The organism is Hymenobacter sp. BRD67 (assembly GCF_013256425.1).
In the GTDB taxonomy this organism is placed as follows: Bacteria; Bacteroidota; Bacteroidia; order Cytophagales; family Hymenobacteraceae; genus Hymenobacter.
Genome location: NZ_CP053904.1, coordinates 4,278,159 through 4,300,159, shown reverse-complemented (window position 1 = coordinate 4,300,159; position 22,001 = coordinate 4,278,159). Strand labels below are relative to the sequence as shown.

At 59.1% G+C, this 22,001-nt stretch carries 18 protein-coding genes, 1 tRNA gene, 2 pseudogenes and 1 riboswitch; of the genes and pseudogenes, 10 read left to right on the top strand and 11 right to left on the bottom strand.

Annotation, left to right across the window (positions count from 1 at the left end; all coding sequences use genetic code 11):
- Positions 1-67: 67 nt before the first annotated feature.
- Positions 68-262 carry a hypothetical protein gene (locus tag GKZ67_RS20110; protein WP_173246094.1) on the top strand — a complete coding sequence of 65 codons (195 nt, stop codon included), beginning with the start codon at positions 68-70 and terminating at the stop codon, positions 260-262.
- A 297-nt stretch (positions 263-559) separates the two neighbouring features.
- On the opposite strand, the gene GKZ67_RS20105 is transcribed toward GKZ67_RS20110, so the two are convergent.
- From GKZ67_RS20105 to GKZ67_RS20095, 3 genes are all read right to left on the bottom strand, one after another.
- The gene (locus GKZ67_RS20105) at positions 560-1,207 is read right to left on the bottom strand and encodes an HNH endonuclease (RefSeq protein WP_173246091.1); all 648 of its coding nucleotides are present in this window, start codon (positions 1,205-1,207) and stop codon (positions 560-562) included.
- Between the two features lie 9 nt (positions 1,208-1,216).
- Positions 1,217-2,491, bottom strand: a complete 1,275-nt coding sequence (locus tag GKZ67_RS20100) for an AAA family ATPase (protein WP_173246088.1) — start codon at positions 2,489-2,491, stop codon at positions 1,217-1,219.
- Positions 2,492-2,747: 256 nt separating this feature from the next.
- Positions 2,748-2,820 (bottom strand) — tRNA-Gly (locus GKZ67_RS20095).
- 208 nt (positions 2,821-3,028) lie between these two features.
- Between GKZ67_RS20095 and GKZ67_RS24165 the strand changes: the two genes are divergently transcribed.
- The 3 genes from GKZ67_RS24165 to GKZ67_RS20085 all read left to right on the top strand — a co-directional run bounded on the left by GKZ67_RS24165 (position 3,029) and on the right by GKZ67_RS20085 (position 4,751).
- Positions 3,029-3,151: a hypothetical protein gene (locus GKZ67_RS24165; RefSeq protein WP_262889618.1), complete on the top strand. Its 123-nt coding sequence runs from the start codon at positions 3,029-3,031 to the stop codon at positions 3,149-3,151.
- A gap of 203 nt (positions 3,152-3,354) precedes the next feature.
- Entirely contained in the window at positions 3,355-3,753 is a 399-nt protein-coding gene (locus tag GKZ67_RS20090) for a GNAT family N-acetyltransferase (protein ID WP_173246085.1), read from the top strand.
- Between the two features lie 11 nt (positions 3,754-3,764).
- Positions 3,765-4,751, top strand: a complete 987-nt coding sequence (locus tag GKZ67_RS20085; RefSeq protein ID WP_173246082.1) for a hypothetical protein — start codon at positions 3,765-3,767, stop codon at positions 4,749-4,751.
- 3 nt (positions 4,752-4,754) lie between these two features.
- On the opposite strand, the pseudogene GKZ67_RS20080 reads toward GKZ67_RS20085, so the two are convergent.
- Together GKZ67_RS20080 and GKZ67_RS20075 are read right to left on the bottom strand one after the other, a co-directional pair.
- Positions 4,755-7,018: pseudogene (locus GKZ67_RS20080) on the bottom strand (B12-binding domain-containing radical SAM protein).
- Between the two features lie 126 nt (positions 7,019-7,144).
- Complete coding sequence (locus tag GKZ67_RS20075; protein WP_254245290.1) at positions 7,145-8,401, bottom strand: Nramp family divalent metal transporter; 1,257 nt, start codon at positions 8,399-8,401, stop codon at positions 7,145-7,147.
- 310 nt (positions 8,402-8,711) lie between these two features.
- Between GKZ67_RS20075 and GKZ67_RS20070 the strand changes: the two genes are divergently transcribed.
- Both GKZ67_RS20070 and GKZ67_RS20065 read left to right on the top strand, forming a co-directional pair.
- The gene (locus GKZ67_RS20070) at positions 8,712-9,713 is read left to right on the top strand and encodes a cation diffusion facilitator family transporter (protein ID WP_173246079.1); all 1,002 of its coding nucleotides are present in this window, start codon (positions 8,712-8,714) and stop codon (positions 9,711-9,713) included.
- Between the two features lie 10 nt (positions 9,714-9,723).
- On the top strand, positions 9,724-10,161 hold the full coding sequence (locus tag GKZ67_RS20065) for a GNAT family N-acetyltransferase (RefSeq protein ID WP_173246076.1): 438 nt from the start codon (positions 9,724-9,726) through the stop codon (positions 10,159-10,161).
- 133 nt (positions 10,162-10,294) lie between these two features.
- Here the strand turns inward: GKZ67_RS20065 and GKZ67_RS20060 are convergent, their stop codons facing one another.
- Positions 10,295-10,771, bottom strand: coding sequence for a DNA-3-methyladenine glycosylase (locus tag GKZ67_RS20060; protein ID WP_254244963.1), 477 nt, complete (start codon positions 10,769-10,771; stop codon positions 10,295-10,297).
- A gap of 129 nt (positions 10,772-10,900) precedes the next feature.
- Positions 10,901-11,124, top strand: a riboswitch (cobalamin riboswitch).
- Between the two features lie 162 nt (positions 11,125-11,286).
- On the opposite strand from GKZ67_RS20060, the pseudogene GKZ67_RS20055 reads away from it, so the two are divergent.
- A pseudogene (locus GKZ67_RS20055) lies at positions 11,287-13,298 on the top strand (TonB-dependent receptor).
- A gap of 51 nt (positions 13,299-13,349) precedes the next feature.
- Positions 13,350-14,393 (top strand): YncE family protein, encoded by a 1,044-nt coding sequence (locus tag GKZ67_RS20045; RefSeq protein WP_173246068.1) that lies wholly within the window; start codon positions 13,350-13,352, stop codon positions 14,391-14,393.
- Between the two features lie 87 nt (positions 14,394-14,480).
- Here GKZ67_RS20045 and GKZ67_RS20040 read toward each other — a convergent pair whose 3' ends face one another.
- The gene (locus GKZ67_RS20040) at positions 14,481-14,648 is read right to left on the bottom strand and encodes a hypothetical protein (protein WP_173246066.1); all 168 of its coding nucleotides are present in this window, start codon (positions 14,646-14,648) and stop codon (positions 14,481-14,483) included.
- Positions 14,649-15,297: 649 nt separating this feature from the next.
- On the opposite strand from GKZ67_RS20040, the gene GKZ67_RS20035 reads away from it, so the two are divergent.
- The gene (locus GKZ67_RS20035) at positions 15,298-15,870 is read left to right on the top strand and encodes a helix-turn-helix domain-containing protein (protein ID WP_151087123.1); all 573 of its coding nucleotides are present in this window, start codon (positions 15,298-15,300) and stop codon (positions 15,868-15,870) included.
- Positions 15,871-15,953: 83 nt separating this feature from the next.
- Here the strand turns inward: GKZ67_RS20035 and GKZ67_RS20030 are convergent, their stop codons facing one another.
- From GKZ67_RS20030 to GKZ67_RS20020, 3 genes are all read right to left on the bottom strand, one after another.
- Positions 15,954-16,289, bottom strand: coding sequence for a four-helix bundle copper-binding protein (locus tag GKZ67_RS20030; RefSeq protein WP_173246063.1), 336 nt, complete (start codon positions 16,287-16,289; stop codon positions 15,954-15,956).
- An 815-nt stretch (positions 16,290-17,104) separates the two neighbouring features.
- Positions 17,105-17,698 carry a T9SS type A sorting domain-containing protein gene (locus GKZ67_RS20025; protein WP_173246060.1) on the bottom strand — a complete coding sequence of 198 codons (594 nt, stop codon included), beginning with the start codon at positions 17,696-17,698 and terminating at the stop codon, positions 17,105-17,107.
- Positions 17,686-19,584, bottom strand: coding sequence for an IPT/TIG domain-containing protein (locus GKZ67_RS20020; RefSeq protein ID WP_173246059.1), 1,899 nt, complete (start codon positions 19,582-19,584; stop codon positions 17,686-17,688). The genes GKZ67_RS20025 and GKZ67_RS20020 overlap by 13 nt, the downstream gene beginning before the upstream one ends.
- 488 nt (positions 19,585-20,072) lie before the next feature.
- Here GKZ67_RS20020 and GKZ67_RS20015 point away from each other — a divergent pair, with 488 nt between their 5' ends.
- Positions 20,073-20,765 (top strand): CPBP family intramembrane glutamic endopeptidase, encoded by a 693-nt coding sequence (locus GKZ67_RS20015; protein WP_173246054.1) that lies wholly within the window; start codon positions 20,073-20,075, stop codon positions 20,763-20,765.
- A 111-nt stretch (positions 20,766-20,876) separates the two neighbouring features.
- On the opposite strand, the gene GKZ67_RS20010 is transcribed toward GKZ67_RS20015, so the two are convergent.
- Positions 20,877-21,869, bottom strand: coding sequence for an aspartate-semialdehyde dehydrogenase (locus tag GKZ67_RS20010; protein ID WP_173246051.1), 993 nt, complete (start codon positions 21,867-21,869; stop codon positions 20,877-20,879).
- Positions 21,870-22,001 lie beyond the last annotated feature (132 nt).

Sequence of the window (22,001 nt, the reverse complement as noted above, 5' to 3'; positions counted from 1 at the left end):
ATAGTCTAGCGCCGAAAACCCTGTCTGCCTCAGATGGGGCTTTTTCGTAGCCCTGCCCCGCCTGTTTATGACTACCCCCGCGGCCGTGCGCCAGGCCAATCTCGACCAGCGTAACCAGCGGATTCGGGATGCCTTTTATAAGCGCTTCACCAACGTACCCCGGGCCCAGCGGCCCGAACGGGAGCAGGTAGTAGCCCAGTTGGCCGACGAGTACTTTCTGAGTGAGAAAACGGTAGAAAAGGTGCTAGTTGGGTATCGCTAAGCGCAAGGGCCTATCGAGGTCAGAAGCTTCGTGCTGCTGGAAGGGCCCTGGAATGAGGCTTTGGTGAGCTAGGCGGCGGCCTTCCCGACCGCTACGCACGATGACATGCTCGACTGCCTTACACAGGCTATTCGCCGACATGCCACGGCTGCTATCAAGCACATTACTGTTTATCAGACATTTGGGCGCTAATAATAATTATAACACCTGCCTGTTTCGTGCAGGACTTTTCATGTCGTCTACAAATCGGTTAAGAAATGGTTAAAAAGACAATGCCAGTTAAATACCAATTAAAAACTAAATATTTAATCCTTTAGAAATAAAAAAACTTAATGAATTTTTTAGTACAAAGCTAAACTCTTTATCGGGACTTATCATTCCGATTATTTCTTTTTTATAAAGGCTTTTTAAATAAATATTTTGCTCTTTAACATATGCATCTAAATACTTTCTGAAAATAACAAGTGCTTCTTCTCTACGCTCAATTAAATTACCCCTATTTAATTCGAGAAGTTTGTATGTTATTTCTCCTCGCACGCTACCAGGCATATGAATTATCATTGCTCCTGAAGACGTAATGTGTTCATATATTGCATCTGAGTATGGGTTCAAAACCGGGTTTTGAGCATCATAATAATTAGACTTATGCCCATTGCAAACACTGCACGAAAATGTCAAATTATTCCATTCGAAAGTAAGCTTGGGGAAATCAGATTTGGGTAAAATATGCTCAATATCACCCGGATAAACATGTGTGACTTTGCTTTCACAATAAGCACATTTCCCACTAGTTTCATTTACTAATGTCTCCTTTACCTTCTTGTGATTATACTTATTGAGTACAAGCTTAGGTGGCTTTTCATTACGATTTCGGTATGCCATTAGGTTAACAGTCCAAGTTAAAGACCTTAATCTCAGCACAGCAGGCTTAGGTAATTTAATCAAAGGAACCATCTAATTAATTTTCTTATAGTTCTCAAGTAATTTCAATAACGATTCAGGTACGTACTTACCTAGTCCCGCTTTTGACAGATCATCTTTAAAGCTACTGATGCTGGCGTCACCAACTTCGACTGCTTTGTATTTCTCTATGATGCGATTAATCTCATCATCAACCCAATATGGCAAAGTATCCTCAAGTCCTAAAACCTCTTTAAGAATATCGTTAGCCGAACCAGACTTATCTACCCGATCTAAAAGAACAGAATCTACCTTTCCAACGTCATTATACTTCAAGGCGTAGGCATTGGAGTCTGACATAGACGTAATAATGAAAGGGCTATGTGTAACTACAATAAATTGACAATTAGAAAAAGCTAGTGCCATGTTTGGCAATAAGCTTTTTTGTATTTCTGGATGCAAATGATTTTCCGGCTCATCTATAGTCACCACAAATGGCTCACCACCACTGTCAAACATATATATCTGCCAAGCCAAATCAATTATAGATGCTACTCCTCCAGAAACAGCATCGATTGGGAATTCACCCGTCCTAGTTACTAGAACAACTTCAGGAGGCCTTATAGTAATCTTAATAAATCCAAGTGTAGTAGGCAAAACTTTACCTAGTATGATTTCAAAATCGTTGAATAATTTGAGAGCCTGAGGGTTAGGCGCAATAATTGCATTACCAGGGCCGTAAGTAGCCCAAGAAAGAAGTGTTTCTTTTATAAAATATGTTTCATTTTTGTTATTATTGGAATTACCGTAGAATCTATTATTACTTGAGTTCTTATAAAGATTGTAATACTGCTGTTTAGGGAACAAACTAGTTGGGATATGAGAAACTTGTTCATATTTAAACAAGGGCCTTATTGAATTTATAGAAAATCCTTTTACTGGCTGAGGATTAGGAATATGGAAGTTGTATGTAGAACTCGGATTTTGTGGAATACCAATTTCGGCTGACTGTCCATTGTCATAGTAGATAGTGCCTATTCTTGCGAACCCCGCAAACTGTTGCTGTTGATAAGGTTGAATAGGCAAAAGGGATTCAAAAAATCTACGGACTTTAGGAAAACCTGATGTATAAATTAGTCCTGCTAGGCCCATTGTGGGTACACCGACAAGCGGCTGTTGTACTCCACCTAGCTGAGTATTAAGAATATTCAGCAAGGTGGTTTTACCAGCCCCATTAGCACCAGTTATAACTGTGAGTTTTTTATGAAACTCAATGTCTATATTACCGTATTGGCGCCAATCTACTATACGTAATCTTTTAAACATCATTTTTGAATGAGCTGTGTTTTGGCCAGCTTATTTTCTGCAAATGGAAGATAGCCAACTAAGGATGAGCAATAGTACTCAAAATGTGCTTCACATCGTGAAGACCGAAGCAGAATCGGAAAAAGAAACTAAAGAGTCCTCTCAGAATGCAATATGAGAACTATAGCTTGAGCAAGCCGTAGTAACTTGTATAACCCAACGCATAACCCAAAAACAAATCAGCCACTCAGACTTTCATCTAAGCGGCTGATTCTTAACGAGCGAGAAACGAGGTTCGAACTCGCGACCCTCAGCTTGGGAAGCTGATGCTCTACCAACTGAGCTACTCTCGCGGGGTGTTTGGTAGGGCAAAGGTAGGAAAGAGGTAGCGAATCGCAAGCGCGGGAACATCGCGCGGCGGCCGGGGGTTTAGCTACTGCTTATGCCGCGTCGCCCGCCTTCCCGTCGTATTCTTTCGCCTGCTTCGCGCCGTGTGGTGGCCGGGCTGCTGATTGCCGCCGGCATCTTGTTATTTCTGGGGAGCTGCTGCGGCTTTACGTATTGCTTTACGACTGGCGGGCACTCGGCGTGCTTGGTGCCCGGCCGCTGGCGGCCGTGCTGCTGGGGCTGGGAGCGGGCGGGCTCACCAGCTATGCCGGCTGGCGCGTGGGCATGAGCCGCTAGCCGTGGCGGCGTCACAACTGGCCGGGCGGCTGCACCTTTGCAGTCAGTATGTCTTCTCCCCTGCGCATTTCTGTGGCTAAAGCCAGCCTGGCCACCGCTACCCGGCTGGCTGAACTGGGCCGCCAAACCTTCCAGGAAACCTTCGCGGCTACTAATACGCCCGCGGATATGACCGCCTACCTGGCCGAAACCTATAGCCCGAATTGCAGCTGGCCCAGCTGCAAAACGCTGATAACACCTTCCTGCTGGCCGAGATGCAGGGCCGGCTGGTGGGCTATGCTCTGGCAGCAAAAAACTCGACCCTGGGCCTGGCTGCCGCAAGTACGGCCATGGCCTGGCAGCTCGAAATCAAGCAGCTTTACATTGTGGAAGAATGGATTGGCACCGGGCTGGGCGCGGCCCTGATGCGGCGCTGCCTCGACCTGGCGCAGGCCGAAAGCTGCACGGCCGTGGTGCTGGGCGTGTGGGAGCACAACGAGCGGGCCAAGGCTTTTTACCAGCGCTTTGGCTTTCGCGAAGTGGGCGAGGTGGCCTTTAAGCTGGGCCAGGATGTGCAGCGTGACCTCATTTACCGTAAAGGGCTGGCCGGGCGCCCAAGCTAGAACTTTTGGCGATGCAGGCACAGCATATGGTGAAGCGCAGCAGTATAGGACATTGGCTATGTTTGCTCTTGATAGGCCTGGCGGGTTGCCAGGGCCGCCCTGACCAAACCAGCCGGGCTACGGCCCTGCCACTGCCCACCGGCCACTTTGCCGGAAGCCTGCAAGCCCCCGGGCACCCCGAGCTCCGCGCAGCCCTGGAGCTGCGCCACCCAAGTGCCGGCCACTACGATGCCGAGCTGGTTTTGCCCGAGCTGCCCAACCTGAGCTTTGTGGCCGATACGCTGACTTTTGCCCACGACACGCTGTATCTGGTACGCCCCGGCCTGCCTGGTGAAGCGCTAAAGCTGGCCCGGCAGGGCGATTTCTGGCGTGGCACGCTGCGGCTCGACTCCGCTCGCTATCCGGTGCTGCTGGTGCGCCGGGGGCCGCCCGAACCAACTGTGTACCGCGTACAGCGCGATGGCGTAGCGGGAACCGAAGGCCAAGCCCTGCTTTTCAGTCCCGCCGACGAAAGTCTGCCTGGTCTGGCGCTGGCGTTTTTCCCGACGCCCGCCACGGCGGCTACCGCACCGGGCTGGGCCGATGCCCTGGCCCGGCAGGGCCATACCGTACTGCTGCTGCCGGCGGCCGATACGCTCACGGCGCCGGCGCTGGCCAATGCGCTGGCCCTGCTGCGCCGCACGGCGGGCGTCGATACCGCCCGCGTAGGAGTTTGGGTAACCGGGCGGCGGGCCGGCAGATTACCCGAGCTGCTGGCCGAAAACTCAGCGTCGCGCCCTTCCTTCATCCTTATTCAGAATATGCCGGAGCCCCCGCTGTCCACGCGCCGCGACTGGCGGGAGCGGGCCCAGCGCGGCCGCCTGCTGGCGCTGTACGACCCGGCGCTGCCCAGGACGGCAGTAGCCGGTGGCCGGGCACTGCTCGGCAGCCAGCGCGTGCGGCAGGGGCCGGAGGCTTATCTGCAAGCGCAGGTAAGCGCCTGGTTGCGCGACCGTTAATCCTTAAACCAACAGCAAGCCCTTCTCACGCAGCTGCTGCCAGGCCGGGCTTTGCAGGAAGTCTTCCCAGCGGCCGGACCCGGCGGGGAAACTGCTAGCTGCTTCTTTGAGCAGGACTTTCGTCTCGTAGTCGACGCTCAGCTTCGTGATGAGCTGATGCAGCCAGGGGCCAATGGCTTCGGTGGTTTTTACCTCAAAGTCTTCGGCCTGTTCGTAAAAAGTGAGGACGACCCGCGTGGCTTTTTTATCCTTCGGGCTGGCGCCCACCTGGGTATCGAGGCGAAGCTCGGGCGCGTTGCCGAGCCAGAACAGGCGCCGGTTGGGCTGAGCAAAATCAGACTTGGCTACCGCTGACTTTTGGCTGCCGGGCTCGTTGAGGGCTTGCTGAATAAGCTGACGCGGCACCGTGGAGCGCGGCACTTTAAAATCGAACCAGAAGCTCAGCGGCTCGCGCAGGGCCACGCCGTGCATGTAGTTGTAGAGGCTTTTAGCCAGGCCGGGGCCGAAGCTTTCGTGGTCGGTGCCCAGGGGGTCGTCGTGCCAGAGGTCATTCCAGGCAAAGGGGCCGGGCTCGGGCCGATAGCCACCACCTGGTACTTGGCCGGATTTTTTCCCACGGGCGAATGGGCGGTCATGGAGAAGCGATGCCAGTAGCCGCTTTGTACAATGCCGGCTTCAAACATCTGCCGCACCACCTCCAGCGAATCAACCGTTTCCTGCGCCGTCTGGGTCGGGAATCCGTACATCAGATACGCATGCACCAGCACGCCCGCCTGGGTAAAGCCCTGCGTAACGCGGGCGACCTGCGCAATGGTCACTCCTTTTTCCATCAGCGCCAGCAATCTATCCGAGGCCACTTCCAGGCCGCCGCTGATGGCAATGCAGCCCGAGGCGGCCAGCAATCGGCATAGGTCGGGCGTGAAAGTCTTCTCAAACCGAATATTACCCCACCAGCTGATGCTCACGCGGCGGCGCAGCAGCTCAATGGCCAGGTCGCGCAGGGACAGCGGCGGCGCGGCTTCGTCCACAAAATGAAAGCCGGTCTGGCCGGTCTGGGCCACCAGCTGCTCAATCCGGTCCACCAGCAGTGTAGCCGGTGCCGCTTCGTAGCGGCCGATGTAGTCGAGCGTCACGTCGCAAAACGAGCAGCGCTTCCAGTAGCAGCCATGCGCCACGGTCAGCTTGTTCCAGCGGCCATCGCTCCAGAGACGGTGCATGGGGTTCAGCACCTCAATCACCGAGAGGTAGTCGCCGAGCTTGAGGTCGGAGTAGTCGGGCGTGCCCACCTCGGGGTGCGGCACATCGGGGTGCGGGTGGTTAATGTATTCGACCTGGCCCGCCTCATTTCTTAAAAATGTGCGCTGCAACAGCTCGCGGCCATCTGCCTGCCTCTCAGCCCGGTGCTCGTTTTTATGCTGCAGATACTCAAACAGGCGCAGCCAGGGCCCCTCGCCATCGTCGAGCGTCAGATAGTCGATGTAGTCAAAAAAACGGGGCTCCTTCAGCCCCCGCAGCTCGGTATTGGGGTAGCCGCCGCCCATTACGGTTACGGTTTGGGGGCTGACTTCCTTCGTGCGCCGAGCCAGCCGCAGGGCCGCGTAGAGGTTGCCGGGAAAGGGCACGGTAAAGCCCACAATATCGGGCTGCACTTCGGCCAGCAGCTCATCGAGCAGCTCCAGCAGCATCGTATCGACGAGGTTGGGGGACGCTTGCAGGGCTTCGTGGAGCGGGTCGAAATGGGTAGCCGACATGGCCAGGCTTTCGGCGTAGCGCGAGAGGCCAAACTGCGGGCCCACGGTTTCCTTCACAAGGTCGGCGAGGTCTTCCAGGTACAGCGTGGCCAGGTGGCGGGCCTGGTCGGTGAGGCCCATTGTGCCGAAGGCCGCTTCCAGGTCGGCCACGTTGTCGAAGCGGCTGGCTTCGGGCAAAAACCGGCCGTGGCAGATGCGGGCCGCCAGGGTAAGGTCCCGGTTTTGCAAAAACCGGATGGCCGGGCCGATAGTGGCCTCGTAGCGGTGGCGCAGGCGCAGCATCCGGCGGGCATTATCGCTGAGGCGGTAGTCACCGGCTTCGATTTCGTTGAATACGCGCGCCAGGCCGGCTTTCGAAAAAAGCCGGAGCACCAGCTCCAGGCTCAGGTCGGCCTGCCGCACCTGGTAGCCGCGCCCGCCCAAAAACCCTTTGATGTAGGCGGTGGCCGGGTAGGGCGTATTCAGCTGCGTGAGCGGCGGAGTAAGAAGCAGCAGGCGAAGCGGGGACGTTGGCACGGGACTACAAACCTACGGCAAGCCGCAGAGGTTCGGCCCGGCCCCGGCCCCAATGGTCCCAGCGACCGGCGCGGTCTTAATATATTAAATTTACTATATTATAAAACCCGCTTCCGGCAAAGCTTTTTATCCGGCTACCGTTTGCCAAAGCAGAAAAATATTCAGCCCGATAATCAGCCCGGCTACCGCCCAGGCCAGCAGGCGCACCCAGGGCTTGTTGACAAATACGCCCATCTTGAGCTTGTCGCTGGTGAAAAGTACCAGCGGCACCACCGCAAACGAGAGTTGCAGCGACAGCACTACCTGGCTGAATATTAGCAGCTGGCCGGTGCCTTTTTCGCCGTAAAGCACGGCTACCACCAGCGCCGGCACCACCGCCACCAGCCGCGTGATGAGCCGCCGCACCCAGGGCTTAAGCCGCAGATTCAGAAAGCCTTCCATCACAATCTGACCGGCCAGGGTGCCGGTGAGCGTGGAGCTTTGGCCCGAGGCCAGCAGGGCAATGGCAAACACGACGCTGGCCGCTCCCGCCCCGAGCACCGGCGTCAGCAGCTTGTGGGCATCGGCAATGTCGGCCACGTCTTCGTGGCCTTTGCCATGAAATGCCGCGGCGGCCGTCACCAGAATGGCGGCATTGACAAAAAACGCCAGAAACAGCGCCACCGTCGAGTCGATGGTCGCAAACCGGATGGCCTGGCGCTGGCCGGCCTCGGTGGGCTCAATCTGGCGCACCTGCACAATGCTGCTGTGCAGGTAGAGGTTGTGCGGCATCACGGTGGCCCCCAAGATGCCGATGGCCACGTAGAGCATAGCCGGGTTGGTGACGACTGCGCGCTGCGGTACCAAGCCACGGGCCAGGCCCAGCCAATTGGGGTGCGAGGCGAGTATCTCGTAGAGAAAGCAGACAAATATCAGAAAGATGAGCCCGGCCACCAGACTTTCAATTACCTTGAAGCCTTTGTTTTGCAGTAGTAAGACCAGTAGCACGTCGAGCGTAGTAAAGGCCACGCCCCAGGGCAGCGGCAGGCCAAAGAGCAGGTTGAGCGCAATGGCTGAGCCGATAACCTCGGCCAGGTCGCAGGCGGCGATGGCGATTTCGCACAGCACCCACAGGCTGATGGCGACGGGCCTGGAATAGTGGTCGCGGCAGGCCTGGGCCAGGTCGCGGCCGGTTACGATGCCCAGCTTCGCCGCCAGGTGCTGCAAGAGCATGGCAAACAGGTTGGAAATCAACACTACACTCAGCAGCGTGTAGCCAAACCGGGCACCGCCGGCCAGGTCGGTAGCCCAGTTGCCGGGGTCCATGTAGCCCACCGCCACCAGCAGCCCCGGCCCCCAATAGGCCCGAAACCGCTGCCAGAAAGTGGCCCCGGCGCCCGGCATTACGATGCTGCCATGTACCTCACTCAACGAGTTGCTGCTGCGGGCGTGGCGCCAGCCGGGCTCGGGCCGGGCCGGGCCGGCAGGCGTGCTAACGGGAATATCGACGGGTAACAACGCGTGGCAATTCGAATGGTTAAACAAAGCTAACAGCCATTTTTAGGCTAGCCTAAAAATATTTTTAAACTACCCTAAATACTGTTTTCTGCCTAAAAAAGTTGCTGCTGGGCTATGTTGCCGGAGAATATGCCCCGCCCTACTCTGCCCCGGCGTGCCGACCTTTGCGGCGGCTGTTGCCCCAACTCTGCTTTTTATGTCCGCATCTCCTGGCCTCAAGCGCCGCCTGGGCCTGCTCTCGCTCGCGGTGAGCGTGGTGCTGGTGCTTACTAAGTTTTATGCCTACCGCCTTACCCACTCGCAGGTGGTGCTGACGGATGCGCTGGAGAGTATTATCAACATATTTACCAGCGGCTTTGCGCTTTACAGCCTCTACCTGGCCGACTTGCCCAAAGATGAGAATCATCCCTACGGCCACGGCAAGGTCGAATATTTATCGATTGGGTTTGAAGGGGCACTGATTTTCATTGCCGGCGTATTTATTCTATATAGCGCTGGCCTGAGCCTGCTGCACCCTCACCCCGTGGCGCGGCCCGACTGGGGCGTGGCGCTGCTGGCCAGCACTTCGCTTGTCAACTTTGGCCTGGGTTTGTGGCTGATACGGGCCGGCCGGCGCGTGCAGTCGGTAGCCCTGGTGGGCGACGGTCAGCACTTGTACATCGACGCGCTCACGAGTATCGTTTCGTCGGCGGCGCTGGTGCTGGTGCACTTCACCGGCATTATTCGCTTCGATGCCGGCGCGGCGCTGGGGCTGGGCGGCTTCATTTTATTCAACGGCTATAAGATGCTGCGCAGCGCCGTGGGCGGCCTGATGGACGAAAGCGACATCGCCACCGTGGCCGAGGTTATTGCCGAGCTGCAGCGCCTGCGCCGCCCCTGCTGGATAGATGTCCACAACCTGCGCGTGCAGCGCTACGGCGCCAACCTGCACATCGACTGCCACATGCAGATGCCGTATTACTACTCGCTGGAGCATATTCACCGCGAGCTGCACGAGATTGAGGAGCTGATTCGGGCCCGCTTTGCGGCAGTTGAAGTAGAGATGTTTGTGCACGCCGACCCGTGCTCCTTTGCTGCCTGCTCGCTGTGCCACATGCCCGACTGCCCGGTGCGCCACCACGCCTTCGAGCACGAGGTAAGCTGGGGCGTGCACAACGCCGTGAAAGACGAGCGGCACCACCTGGCCCCCGTGCCTTAAGCACCACCGCATGGACTATTTCATCAGCACCGACCCGGCTCGCCTCGACCTAGCCACCATTCACCGCTACCTGAGCCAAGACTCTTATTGGGCCCGGCATATTCCGCTGGCTACCGTTGAGCGGGCTATTGCCCATTCCCTATGCTTCGGCGCCTACGCGCCTGACGGCACGCTGGCCGGGTTTTGTCGGGTTGTTACCGACCGGGCCACGTTTGCCTGGCTCTGCGACGTGTTTGTGCTACCGGCGCACCGCGGCCACGGCTTGGGCAAGCAGTTGGTAAGCAGCGTACTGGCCCACCCAGACTTGCAAAACCTACGCCGCCACTTGCTGGCTACGCTCGACGCGCACGGCCTCTACGAGCAGCACGGCTACACACCACTTCGCCATCCCGAGCGCTGGCTGGAGCGCGCCCACGCCAATCCATATCCTGCCCCAGAAGCCGACTAGCGTATCGGCTACTTCGCCGGGCTGGTCCACTTGCTGTCTTTTAGGCGAAAGCGCCAGGGCAGCGCTACGGCCTCGGGGCCGGCATACCCCAGGCCCACGCGGGAGCTGGCTAAAATATCTTCTTTTTCATATACTACACCCGCATCCTCCAGCCAAAGCAGGGGCCGCTGAGGGGCTCGCCATTCAGGGCGGGCGTGAGGCCCAGAGCTTGGCTTAGCAGCGCCGGGCCACCGGTAAGATTGCGGGCCGGCTTAATGAGGCCCCGGCGGCGCAGCATCACGTCGATTCCGGCGAGCGGCTCGATGGCCCGGATAAGCACCGCATCGGGGTGCGCGGCGTCGTGGGTAGTGATGTTGAACAGCGTATGAATGCGATATACGTTGTACAAATATGCCTGTCCTCCAGTCTGATACAAGGCCTGCGCCTGCTTACGCTTCCGCTGCAGGTGCAGCGTAATAGAGGGGTCGCCCTCGTGCCGGTACGCCTCCGTTTCGACGATGCGGCCGGTAGTCAGCTCGCCGTCGATGCGGGTGCAAAGGTGTTTGCCCAGCAGCTCACGGGCAATGCTGAGCACGTCGGGGCGCTGATAAAAAGAGAGGGGAAGTACCAAAAGTGGGCAGGTAAGGTGCAGCAGGTCGTGCTGACGAAGAAAAGACGCTGCGAGGCCTGGGTACGTACGCAAAACGCCACCGGCCCGGCGGCCCCGGCCAGGCCAACGCACTTTCCGGGTCCAAAGCACCTATCTTTGTGGCGCCACGGTGACCAGACTCCTACCCACGGAGCGAGGTTGAAAAGGGAATCCGGTTCGATGCCGGAGCTGTCCCCGCAACTGTACGCGCTACATCGGGGTGGGCACCCCAAGCCACTGCCAGCGTTAGTTATCAAGTTGATAGTCAGCGCAGCGGGAAGGCCGCCCACCCGGCAGCGCAAGCCAGGAGACCTGCCAGGGCACTCACAGGTTCAGCGCTCGCGGAGGACGAGCGGAGACAGAGAGCGACTGCTCGGCGCGACCCGCAAGGACCCGCGCCGCACGGCGGCTTTCGGCCTCAGCCCCGGCGTGTTTTTGGTTTCGACTTGGAATTTCGACAGGGTTTTGGACTGAATTTTCTGCTGAAAATTTAGTTCGTGTTGATTTTTAACATACTCCCAAGCAGTGGCTCCGGCGGGCAGTGCCGGCGGCAGGTGTGCGCCCTGCTGGCGCTGATAGCCAGCGCCGGGGCGGCCCGCGGCCAGACCGCCCCGCCCCCCGACACCCTTACCACGCGGCGGCACCGGCTGCCCGAGGCGCAGGTACGCGGCGTGCGGCCCGAGCGCTTTGCCGTGGGCAGCCCCCGGCTCGAAGTCGATTCGGCGGTGCTGGCGCAGTACCGGGGCGGCACGGCGGCCGACGTGCTGGGCGCGCGCGAAGGGCTGTATATCAAGAATTACGGGCCAGGACAGCTGGCAACCATCTCGCTGCGCGGCACGTCGTCGCAGCACACGGCCGTGCTCTGGAACGGCTTGAATATTACGCTGCCCACGCTCGGGCAAAACGATTTGGCGCTACTGCCCATCAGCGGCAATACCCAGCTGGCGGTGCAGCCCGGCCCGGCGGCAGCGCTCTACGGCAGCGGCGCGGTGGGCGGGGCCATCCTGCTGCGCACCGACCCCGACTGGCGGCCCGGCCTGCGGGGCAGCGTGCAGGCCGATGCTGGCAGCTTTGGCCTGCACGGCGGCAGCCTGGAAGCCCGCTCGGCCAGCGCCGGGGTGGCAGTGCGCGTAGCAGCCAGCTACCGCCACGCCGATAATAACTACCCCTACCTGCTGCGCGAGCCCGCCGGCCTGGTGCGCTACACCATGCAAAACGCGGCCCTGCGCCACCAATGGAGCTTCAGCCCCGACCTGGCCTGGCGCGTGGGCGCAGCCGGCGAGCTGACCGCGACCGTGTGGCTGACCGATACCGACCGCGAAATTCAGCAGGGCACCGGAGTAGCGGGCTCTAATGCCCGCGAGCTCGACCAAAGCCACCGCCTGGTGCTGGGCTACCGGCGGGCTACCACGGGTGGTGGCCAGTGGAGCGTGCGCGGCGCATGGTTTGAGGATATTATCAATTACTCCGACCAGGGCGCGGTCAGCAACTCGCGGGTGCGCACCACCCAAAGCCAGGCCGAGTACACGGCCCCGCTGGGCCCGCGCGCCAGCCTGCGCCTGGGCCTGGAGGCGCAGCACTTTGCGGCCGTGGTCGATGGCTACGGCCCCGAGCCGATAACCGAAAACCGGGCCGCCGCTTTTGCACTGCTGCGCTACGACCCACGCCCTGCGCTGCGCTTATCGGCCAACCTGCGCCAGGCGGCGCTGCCGGCCGGGCTGGCTCCGCTCGCGCCTACCGTGGGCGCCGAGTGGGACCTCTACCAGGCAGCCGCCACCGACTCACTGGCCGCCACCCGGCCGGGCCTCACCCTGAAAGCCAGCGCCTCGCGCACCTACCGGGCCCCTACGCTCAACGAGCGCTACTGGCAGCCGGGCGGCAACCCCGATTTGCGCCCGGAATCGGGCATGGGCTACGAGCTGGGCCTGCGCCACCGGGCGCGGCTGGCCCCGGCACTGGCCCTCGAAACCGAGCTGACGGCTTTTCACCAGCTCGTTGCTAACTGGGTGCAGTGGCTGCCGCTGGGCCGGGCGGCACCTATTCGCCCCGCAACCTGCGCCAGGTGCGCAGCCAGGGCCTCGAAGCAAGCACGTCGCTGCGGCTGCGCCGGGGCCGCTACCGGGCCGCCGGCCGGCTGGCTTACAGCTTCACCCAAACCCAGAAAACCCAGGGCGTAGCCGCCGACACCGACCCCACCGGCATTCAGTTGGCCTATGTGCCGCTGCACCGGGCCACGCTCACCACCGACCACCAGTGGCGTGGCTGGCTGGCCAGCGCGGCCTACACCTTCACCAGCTACGTGTACACCGATGCCTCGGGCGACGGCTTTCTGCCGGCAGTAGGGCTGCTCAGCGCTACGCTGGGCCGCACCGTGGCGCTGCCTGGCCGCACCAGCCTCACGCTGCTGCTGCAAGGCACCAACCTACTCAACCACAGCTACGAGAGCTACCCGGCGCGGCCCGCGCCGCCGCGGGCCTGCACGGTATCGCTACGGTTTAATTATCGCTGATTATCAATTCCTTACTTTTTTCTGGCCGATTACTTCCGGCACTTTCTTTTTATGAAAAAATCTTTGCTCGTGCTTTTGCTTGGTGGCCTTGCGCTGGCGGGCTGCGACCCCCAAAGCAACCCCACCCCCGCCGTGCCGGCTACTACCGGCGTGTATATTCTTAGTGAAGGCCAGTTCCAGAAAGGCGACGGAGCAGTCAGTGCGTTCGACAAATCGACCAAAACCCTGGCCGTCGATGCTTTCGCCAGCGCCAACGGCGGGGCCAAGCTTGGCGACGTGGTGCAGGATATGGGTATCGTGGGCCAGCGCGGCTACATCTGCGTGAATGCCTCCAACAAAGTAGAGGTCGTGAGCCTGCCCGATTTTAAGTCCGTAGCCACGCTGCGTAATATTCGGCAACCACGATATTTCGCCGCTACTTCGGCCACGCGGGGCTACGTTACCTCGTGGCGCGGCCCCTACACCGGCTACCTGCCCGGCCAGGTGATGGTGCTCGACCTGACCAGCAACACGGTTATCGACAGCATTACGGTGGGCCGCTGCCCCGAGCAGCTGCTTGCCCTCAACGGCCTGCTCTATGTGCCTAACAGCTACGACAATACCGTGTCAATTATCGACGCAACGACCAATAAAGTAACCTCAACCGTGACCGTCACAGCCGGACCTAAAACGGTAGTAGCCGACCAGGCCGGCAACCTCTGGGCTCTGTGCTCGCAGCCCTACGGGGCCAGCAGTACGCCACCGGCCGCGCTGGTGCGCTTCGCACCGGGCAGCACCACGGCGCAGCTAACGCTGCCCTTTGCCAGCAGCGGCCCGGCCCAGCTGCGCATCAGCCCCGATAAAACCCAGCTCTACTACAGCTATAACGGAGCTGAGTACCAGCTAAGCACCACCGCCACGGCCTTGCCCGCAATGCCCTTCATCCGGCGTAATTTCAACGGCTTTGGCATCGACCCCCGCGATAACACTATTTTCGGCGCTATCTCAACGGGCTATACCACTAACGGCCGCTTTCTGCGCTACCCGGCCGCCGGCGGCGCACCCATCGACTCGTTTGAGGTGAAGGTAGGTCCCAACGGCTTCGTATTTAATTAACTTAGCCAGCTCAGCCAGCCGCCTAAGCAAAAGAGGGTCGCCCCGGTGGGGCGACCCTCTTTTGCTTAGGCGGAAGTCAGGGGCATCTTAATCTGCTACTCCGTCGCGGTTGCGGTCGGTCGAGCGGCCCGACTCCTTATAGAGCTGCTTACCAGTAGGATAATGCGTGGTATCGCGGCTGAGGCCGGCCGCGAGCGAGTCGCCATTGGGCGTGCCCTGGTGCGGACTGGCATACTCTCCTTTAACGGACCCCATCTCAACATTGACAGACCCCGGTTTGGCCTTGTCGCTACAAGCGCTAAGCAACGAGGAACAGGCCAGGGCCAAACCCAAAAGGCGATAAGTGCGGCTATTCATAAAGTCTTAAAACTAGGTTGGCTACTCAGCAAGCAGCCGGCAGTGAGGAAAAGTGGCGCGCTAAGGTAACACCTGAGTTAAAATACACCGTCATTTGTGCCCCGGCCCCCACGTAAAAACCGGGCTCGCGGCAGACGCCTGCGCGATACTAGCGACCGCCGTAATAAATTTGTGGCCTAATGGCCCGCTCCGCTCCTGCTCCCCTACCGCTGTCCCAACGCCTGCGCCGTCGCATGGCTGCCTATAACTGGCGGCGGGCAGGCATCCTGGCAACTGCCAGCTTTGTATTGAGCAGCAGCCTGATAGGGTACTTATTCGGAGTAAGCGACCGTTTTTTTGGGCGGCTTGGTGCAGCTTTTTTTCTGGGATTTTGCCTGTTAGCTATTACTTTTCTGGCCATAATTCCGTTTATAGGCTGGGCCACTACGCACTGGTTTGGCAAAGGCTGGGCGGGCGGCCCTACCCCGCCCCGGCGCGGCGGGCCAGCTTGCCAGCACGTCGGCCGTCGGCACCACGCACTTCTACCACTTTACCCTAATTCTATTCCGTGAAAACCACCCTGCTGCACATCAAAAACATGGTTTGCCCGCGTTGTGTCGAGGCGGTTCAGAGTCTGCTGGTTAAGGCCGGCTACGAGCCCACCGATGTCACGCTTGGCCGCGCCCAGCTAGCGCCCAGCACCCCCGTCGACCCCCGCGTAGTAGCCCCGCTACTGCGCGAAGCGGGCTTCGACGTGCTGCTTGACCGGGCCGAGCAGCTGACCGAGCAAATCAAAGCTGTGTTGCAGGAGTACCTGGAGCACCTGCGCACCGCGCCGGCGCCCCTCACCACATCAGCCTTTCTGGCCGACCGCTTTGCCACCACCTACTCGCACCTGAGCAAGGTATTCTCGCGCACGGCCAACCTGACTATCGAGAAGTACCTCATTCGCATGAAGATAGAGCGCGTGAAGGAGCTGCTCAGTTACGGCGAAATGACGCTGGTGCAGATTGCCGACCAGCTGCGCTACAGCTCGGGCCAGCACCTGAGCAACCAGTTCCGGCAGGTGACCGGCCGCTCGGTAAGCGAGTTTCGCCGCATGCTGCAGCCTGAGCGCCTGTCGATGGATGCACTGGGGTAAGGCGCAGTATGAACTACCAAAAAGGACTTGCTTGCACAAGCAGGGCCTTTTTGGTAGTTGACAGCTTTGATAGATGACAGGCGCTAGGCTGCGTAGGTGCGGCAAGCCTCCAGGCATTGCTGGCAGGCCTGGGCGCACTGCTGGCAGTGGCCGTGCTGGTGCTTGGCGCACTCATCGTGGCACTTCTGGCAAAGCTCGATGCACTCCTTGATAATGTGCGGGGCGTGGGGCGAATTGCGGGCGATAAAAGCTGCCGTGAGCCGGCAGATATCGGCGCAGTCGCGGTCGGTGCGGATGCAAGGCACCATCATCTGGATGTTGTCTTCGCCCAGGCAGGCATCGGCACAATATTCGCAGGCGGCTACGCAGCGGGCCAGGGCATCGAGCAGGGAGCGGTAATCGGCAGGAGCATTTTTCATAAAACAGTGGGGCAAGTAGCCGCTGGCCTTCGTGGCCAGAGCGAGTCTGTTGTACGACGCAGGCTAAGCCGATGGCGGTATAAGGTACGGGCCTGGCACGTGCAAAATCCGGGGCTAGCCGGCTGTACGCCCGAATTGGGGCTCTTCTGCCCTAAACCTTTCCGGATAGGCGGGCTGCTACGGGCATGGCATTGCCGTTAAGTTAGCAGTTGAGTACGCGCACTCAGAGGAGAAAAGCTGCTTACTTAGCGGCCGAGGCGCCAGCCCTGGCCCAGCACGCCCCACGCCATGCCCGCCAACGCCGGGCCCGCCCGGTACTACCCGCCGCACCAAAGCGCCCATAGCCAACTCCACCACCAATACCAGTCACGCGCACCGCATGGCTATGAGCGGAGTGCCCGGCATGAGCCACGCCTAGTCGCGCAGTCGGCGCTGAACGCTGGGCGGCCCCAGGCTCAGCGTAGGTGGCCAGCTCACCGGGCAATTTGCATGAGCGCTATTACCGCGCCTTAGCGCAGATTCGTGGTCAGTGCACATATTTTGCCAGACTAGCTCCCCTCTCCTTTTCATTCCGCGCATCAAGCGGCGTAGGGGGCCGGCGCCAAAGGGGGCTCGTGAGGCGAACGCAAGAACAAAACCTGTACACTGACCCGGCTTCCGCCTTAGGCGGGACGGCGGGCTACGGCAGCAAGCAAACAGCTTCACCCTGGCCTTGCGGTGTACGTGCGGCCTGGCGAGCCGTGAATGAAGGCGTTGTAGATACTCTCTGCTCTACCCATGCGTGATGGCGGGCAGCATGCAAAAAATACCCCGGCTTACTCTACAACTATTCGCTGAGCCTGCGTGCCGCTGCGCACCAGGTACACGCCGGCCGGCAACCCGGCCGGCAGCGACACCTGGCCGGTGCCGCTGGCATCGGCCGATGCGCGCTGCACGAGCTGGCCCGTCACGTTATAGACCTCAACTGCGGCCTGCGCTGCGATGCCGGTAACGGTAAGCTGCGCGGCCGCGGGGTTTGGTGATACTTGCAACCCGCCCGGCCAGGAGCCGGGCTCGACGGCCCGCACCGGTGAATAAGCTACGTTACCCCCGATATCTACCTGCCGCAAACGATAATAGATTACGGGGCTACCGGCAGGCAAGGCGGCATCGGCCAGGGCGTAGGTATGAGGCGAGGCACTGCTGCCGGCACCAGCTACCTGGCCAATCTGGCTGAATAGCTGGCCATCGCGGCTGCGCTCCACCACAAAATAGTCATTGTTCAGCTCGGTAGCCGTTGTCCAGCTTAGCTGCACGGTGGCAGCACGTTGGATGGTAGCCGTAAAGCTGGCCAGCTCCACAGGAAGCGGGGAGCTGCTGCCAGTCAGGTAAAACTCGGAAAAATGGTCGGCTACCGTTACATTGGCCACAAACCAGGGGCACCGCTGGGTATGCTCGCCGCAGCGGACAGGGCCCGAAACTCGCCCGTGGAGCTATCATTGCTCAGGTCACAATCTTCATTGGGGCCGCTGTATTGGGTGGCATGAAGGCCTGCCAGCGTTACGGTGGGGTCGGCAGCCTGCAGGCGGGCAAACTCACTGTTCAGCCCGAAGAATCGCAGCGCTACCGTGCGGCCATCGAAGCGCCCGCCACTGGCCGTGAGGTGAAAGTTGCGGTCCAGATACTTACGGCCCTTAGCATCCTGGCGTACGGGCGCGGCTGGGTCAGCAGCCAGCATATCGACGGCCAGATTGCCGAGCGAAGCGCCGGTATAGCTATAGGCCAGCACTACCTCCCCCGATGCGGCAAGCAGATAATGCCACTGCCCATCGTTGGTACTGGCCGTGGCGGGTACTACCGACGCGCAGGTAGCCAGCAAGCTGGGGGTATACACATTCAGCACCGTAAAAGCCGGCGCACTCGCGCTCACGCCGCTACTTGTCCCAACAACTACGCTGCTGCTACCCGCGGCCAGACTACCCGGCACGGTTACCGTGAGCGAAGTGCTGGAGTTGAAGACCACGCTGGTGGCCGCCACGCCCCCAAACGACACGCTGCTAGTAGCCGCGAAGTTGGTGCCGGTGAGCGTTATGGTAGCGCCCGGCAGCTCGGCGCCGGGGCTGATGGCGGTAAGAGCCGGGGCCAGCGCCAGCTTAAAGATGCGCAGCATATTGTCGTTACACGTCACGTAAGCATAGTTACCGACGACAGTAAGGCCCGCCGGCGTGGCGCTCGTGCTGATGCTACCCACCGAAAACGGCGCGTTGGGATTGCTGAAATCCAGCACCTGAAGTGTATTGACGGAGCCTTGGTTGAGAACGTAGCCGAAGTGGTCGTCTACCATCGTCAGCACTCCGGCCGAGGCATCCAGCGTCAGGCTGCCTTTCAGCACGGGCGTCGGGGTACTGATATTCAGTACCTGGAGCAGGGGAGCCGATGGCGTATTGAAGTTCAGCACTACGCCCAGCGTGCTGCCCACTGCTACGGCCCGGTTGCTATTCGGATAAATATCCGTGCCAACCAATACTTCCCCACGCTTGGGGGCCGTGGTTGGCGTCAGGGTCATCACGTTTACCGGCGCGTAGCTGTTGCTGGTTGCGAGGGCGACACTCCCATTCACGGCAAAGGCAGTGGGGGTATAGTGTCCGGTACTCGAATTTTGCCTGAGTACGGGGCTGGCGGGGGCGCTCAGGTCTACCACGGCTACCGTCCCGGCGCCACCGCCGAAGTTATCGCTCAGCGTGTAGGCCGTAGTACCGGTCATCCCCAACCCCGCCACATTATTACCCGGAATGCCAATGCTGCTGAGTTGTGGCAGCGCGGTGGTCGGTGTAGTGGCATCATACGTCACCAAAGTCGATACCTGCACGCCATTGCGTCCGTACTGCTCGTTCAGGTTTAATACCGTAACCAGGTTGCCGGCCGCCGCCAGGTAGTGCGGGTAGGTATTATCTGGTAGCGCCGTAACGGAAGCGAGCGCCGGCGCGGCCGGATTACTGATATTGAAAGTCAGGATGGCTCCCCCATTGGTACCGCCCTTACTATTAAGCACGTAGGCATAATTACCGACAACCGCCACACTGGTAGGGCTATTGCTGCTCACCGGGCTGGTAGTAGCAGTCGTATTACTACCCGCCAGCGTTAGCGGACCGGCACTGGCGGTCAGGCGGGCCGGGCGCGCGGCTGCCGCAAGGGCATGGGGGCCGGTGGGCACGCTGGCCTCCACCCTTGCGATAGCCGCGCCGGGAAGTGCGCCAGCCCAGGCAAGCAGCCACAGGCTGGCACCCAGGACGAAGCGGGTTCTAAAAGCAGCCAAATTCTTGGCTATAAGTTGGGCGTAATTGTAAAGAAGCGCCATGCAGAAGATGAAGAAATAAAATAGCGTAATACTCTCCTCCTGCAATAATCTCGCAACCAGCGGTATTACCCATGGCAAAGATACTCAAAACAATGTGTGGTGTTTACAGTGTAGTGTTACATTATTTAAATATATTTGTAATAACGAAATCAAAAAGCCGTCATTCTTCGACAAGCTCAGCATGACGGTCAGGATAGAATAGATGGCCTTGCTAAACGGCTTCGTAATTACGATACATACCTATGCACACAATAGAGTTGATTTAGAGCGTTTGGCGCTTATTGCAGAGGAGCGCGCTACGCACTCGAAAGCCTAAGCTTTAACCTGTGTCGTATTATTTTACTCTTCTACTCTGGGGCAGTTTTTGGGGCATTTTATGCCTCATATTGTGCATAACAAGGCTAATCACAGCACCCCGGTTACTTTCGCTGGCCGTACTGGCTAGTATGCTGCACATGTGTGCGCTTGTGCTGCCGCCGTGGCAGGTGCTAGTTGCACTACTTGGTATTACTACCCCAAACGTAAATCTTCTTTACCATCCCATCAACTGGACTACTAAGGTAGTTGCCCTTCTGGTTTCTATTTTATGTTTACTGGCGGGTTGGGTAACAGCTGACGAAACCGGTTTACGCGGGCCATCGCGGGCCTCGCTACGTGTGGTAGTGCCCGTTGTGGGGTTGGTATTACTTGTCCTTTTTGCCGACGCCTATTTTTCGCGGCATGCCTTCGCGCCGCTCTGGTGGCACGAGCAGCTATTCTATGCCATCGTTCCGGGACTGGAAGAAGAACTGTTTTACCGCGGAATATTACTTGGCTTGCTTGGCCGAGTGTTTCCCCACACAATACCGCTGCCAGGCACCCGCACTAGCTGGGGCGGACTGGTAGGAGTACTATTATTTGCGCTGGGTCATGGCATCAGATTTTGGTCTGTTTCTCTTCTGGGCAACGGCTGGCAGACACTAACGCATGCTTGGTGGTGGCAATCGCTGTTGCACTTTCCATTTCCCGATGCGGCTTATTACGGGTTGATGGGACTACTTTTTTTATGGGTGCGCGAGCGTACGGGCTCTGTATGGGCTGCGGTAGCCTCGCACTGCCTTGTAAACACCGCACTCACTATTGGCCACGCAATAAGCTGACAGGCTGAAGGATGAAAGACGTAGCATAGAGAGAATAGCGAAGCCTCGACTCGCACAAACGGCGCGACCATAATGCTTCGCTATTCTCTCCATAATGCTGGGATTTCAGCGCTACACCAGTCCTTTGGCCACTAGGTACTCGGCAATCTGTACGGCGTTGGTAGCGGCCCCTTTGCGGAGGTTATCAGCTACCACCCACATATTGAGGGTGTTGGGCTGGGTTTCGTCGCGGCGCAGGCGGCCCACCAGCACGGCGTCGCGGCCGTGGCTGTCTTTGGGCATGGGGTACACGTTTTGCGCGGGGTCGTCTACCACCTCCACGCCCGCAGTGCGACCCAGGATATCGCGCACTTCGGCGAGGTCAAAATCCTGCGCAAACTCTATATTCACCGACTCGGAGTGGCCGCCCATCACGGGCACGCGCACGCAGGTGGCGGTGACGCGGATGCTGTCGTCGCCCATGATTTTCTTCGTCTCATTCACCATTTTCAGCTCCTCTTTGGTGTAGCCGTTGGGCTGAAACACATCGATATGGGGCAGCACGTTCAGGTCGATGGCGTGCGGGTAAGCGGGGCTGGTCACGGGCTCGCCCGCCCGCTCTTGCAGGAGCTGGTCGACGGCTTTTTTGCCGGTGCCGGTTACACTCTGATAAGTGCTGACGACGATGCGCTCGACCTGGTATTTTTTGTGCAAGTCGTTGAGCGCCACTACCAGCTGAATCGTTGAGCAGTTGGGATTGGCAATAATTTTATCTTCCTTGGTAAGCACCGCCGCATTTACTTCGGGCACTACCAGCTTCTTGGTGGGGTCCATGCGCCAGGCCGAAGAGTTATCGACCACCACGGTACCTACCTCCGCAAACCGGGGCGCAAACTCCAGCGACACGCTGCCGCCGGCCGAGAAGATGGCAATGGCCGGCCGGGCCGCGATGGCCGCTTCCATGCTCACCACGGGGTAGTCTTTGCCTTGAAAATGAACCAGCTGGCCCACCGATTTAGCCGAAGCTACGGGCAGCAGCTCGGTTACGGGAAAGCGGCGCTCGGCCAGCACTTTCAGCATTTCGGTGCCCACCAGGCCGGTGGCACCCACAACAGCAATCTTCATGAGGGTAGCAGTAAAGCGGCTCGTTAGTCGGGCAGCTGCGCGCCGGCCGCTAACGGGCAAATGTCGGAATAAATTCGTTATTTAGGCGCTAAAATCTAATTCGACTATTTTTTAATGAAGCAGCTTTACACT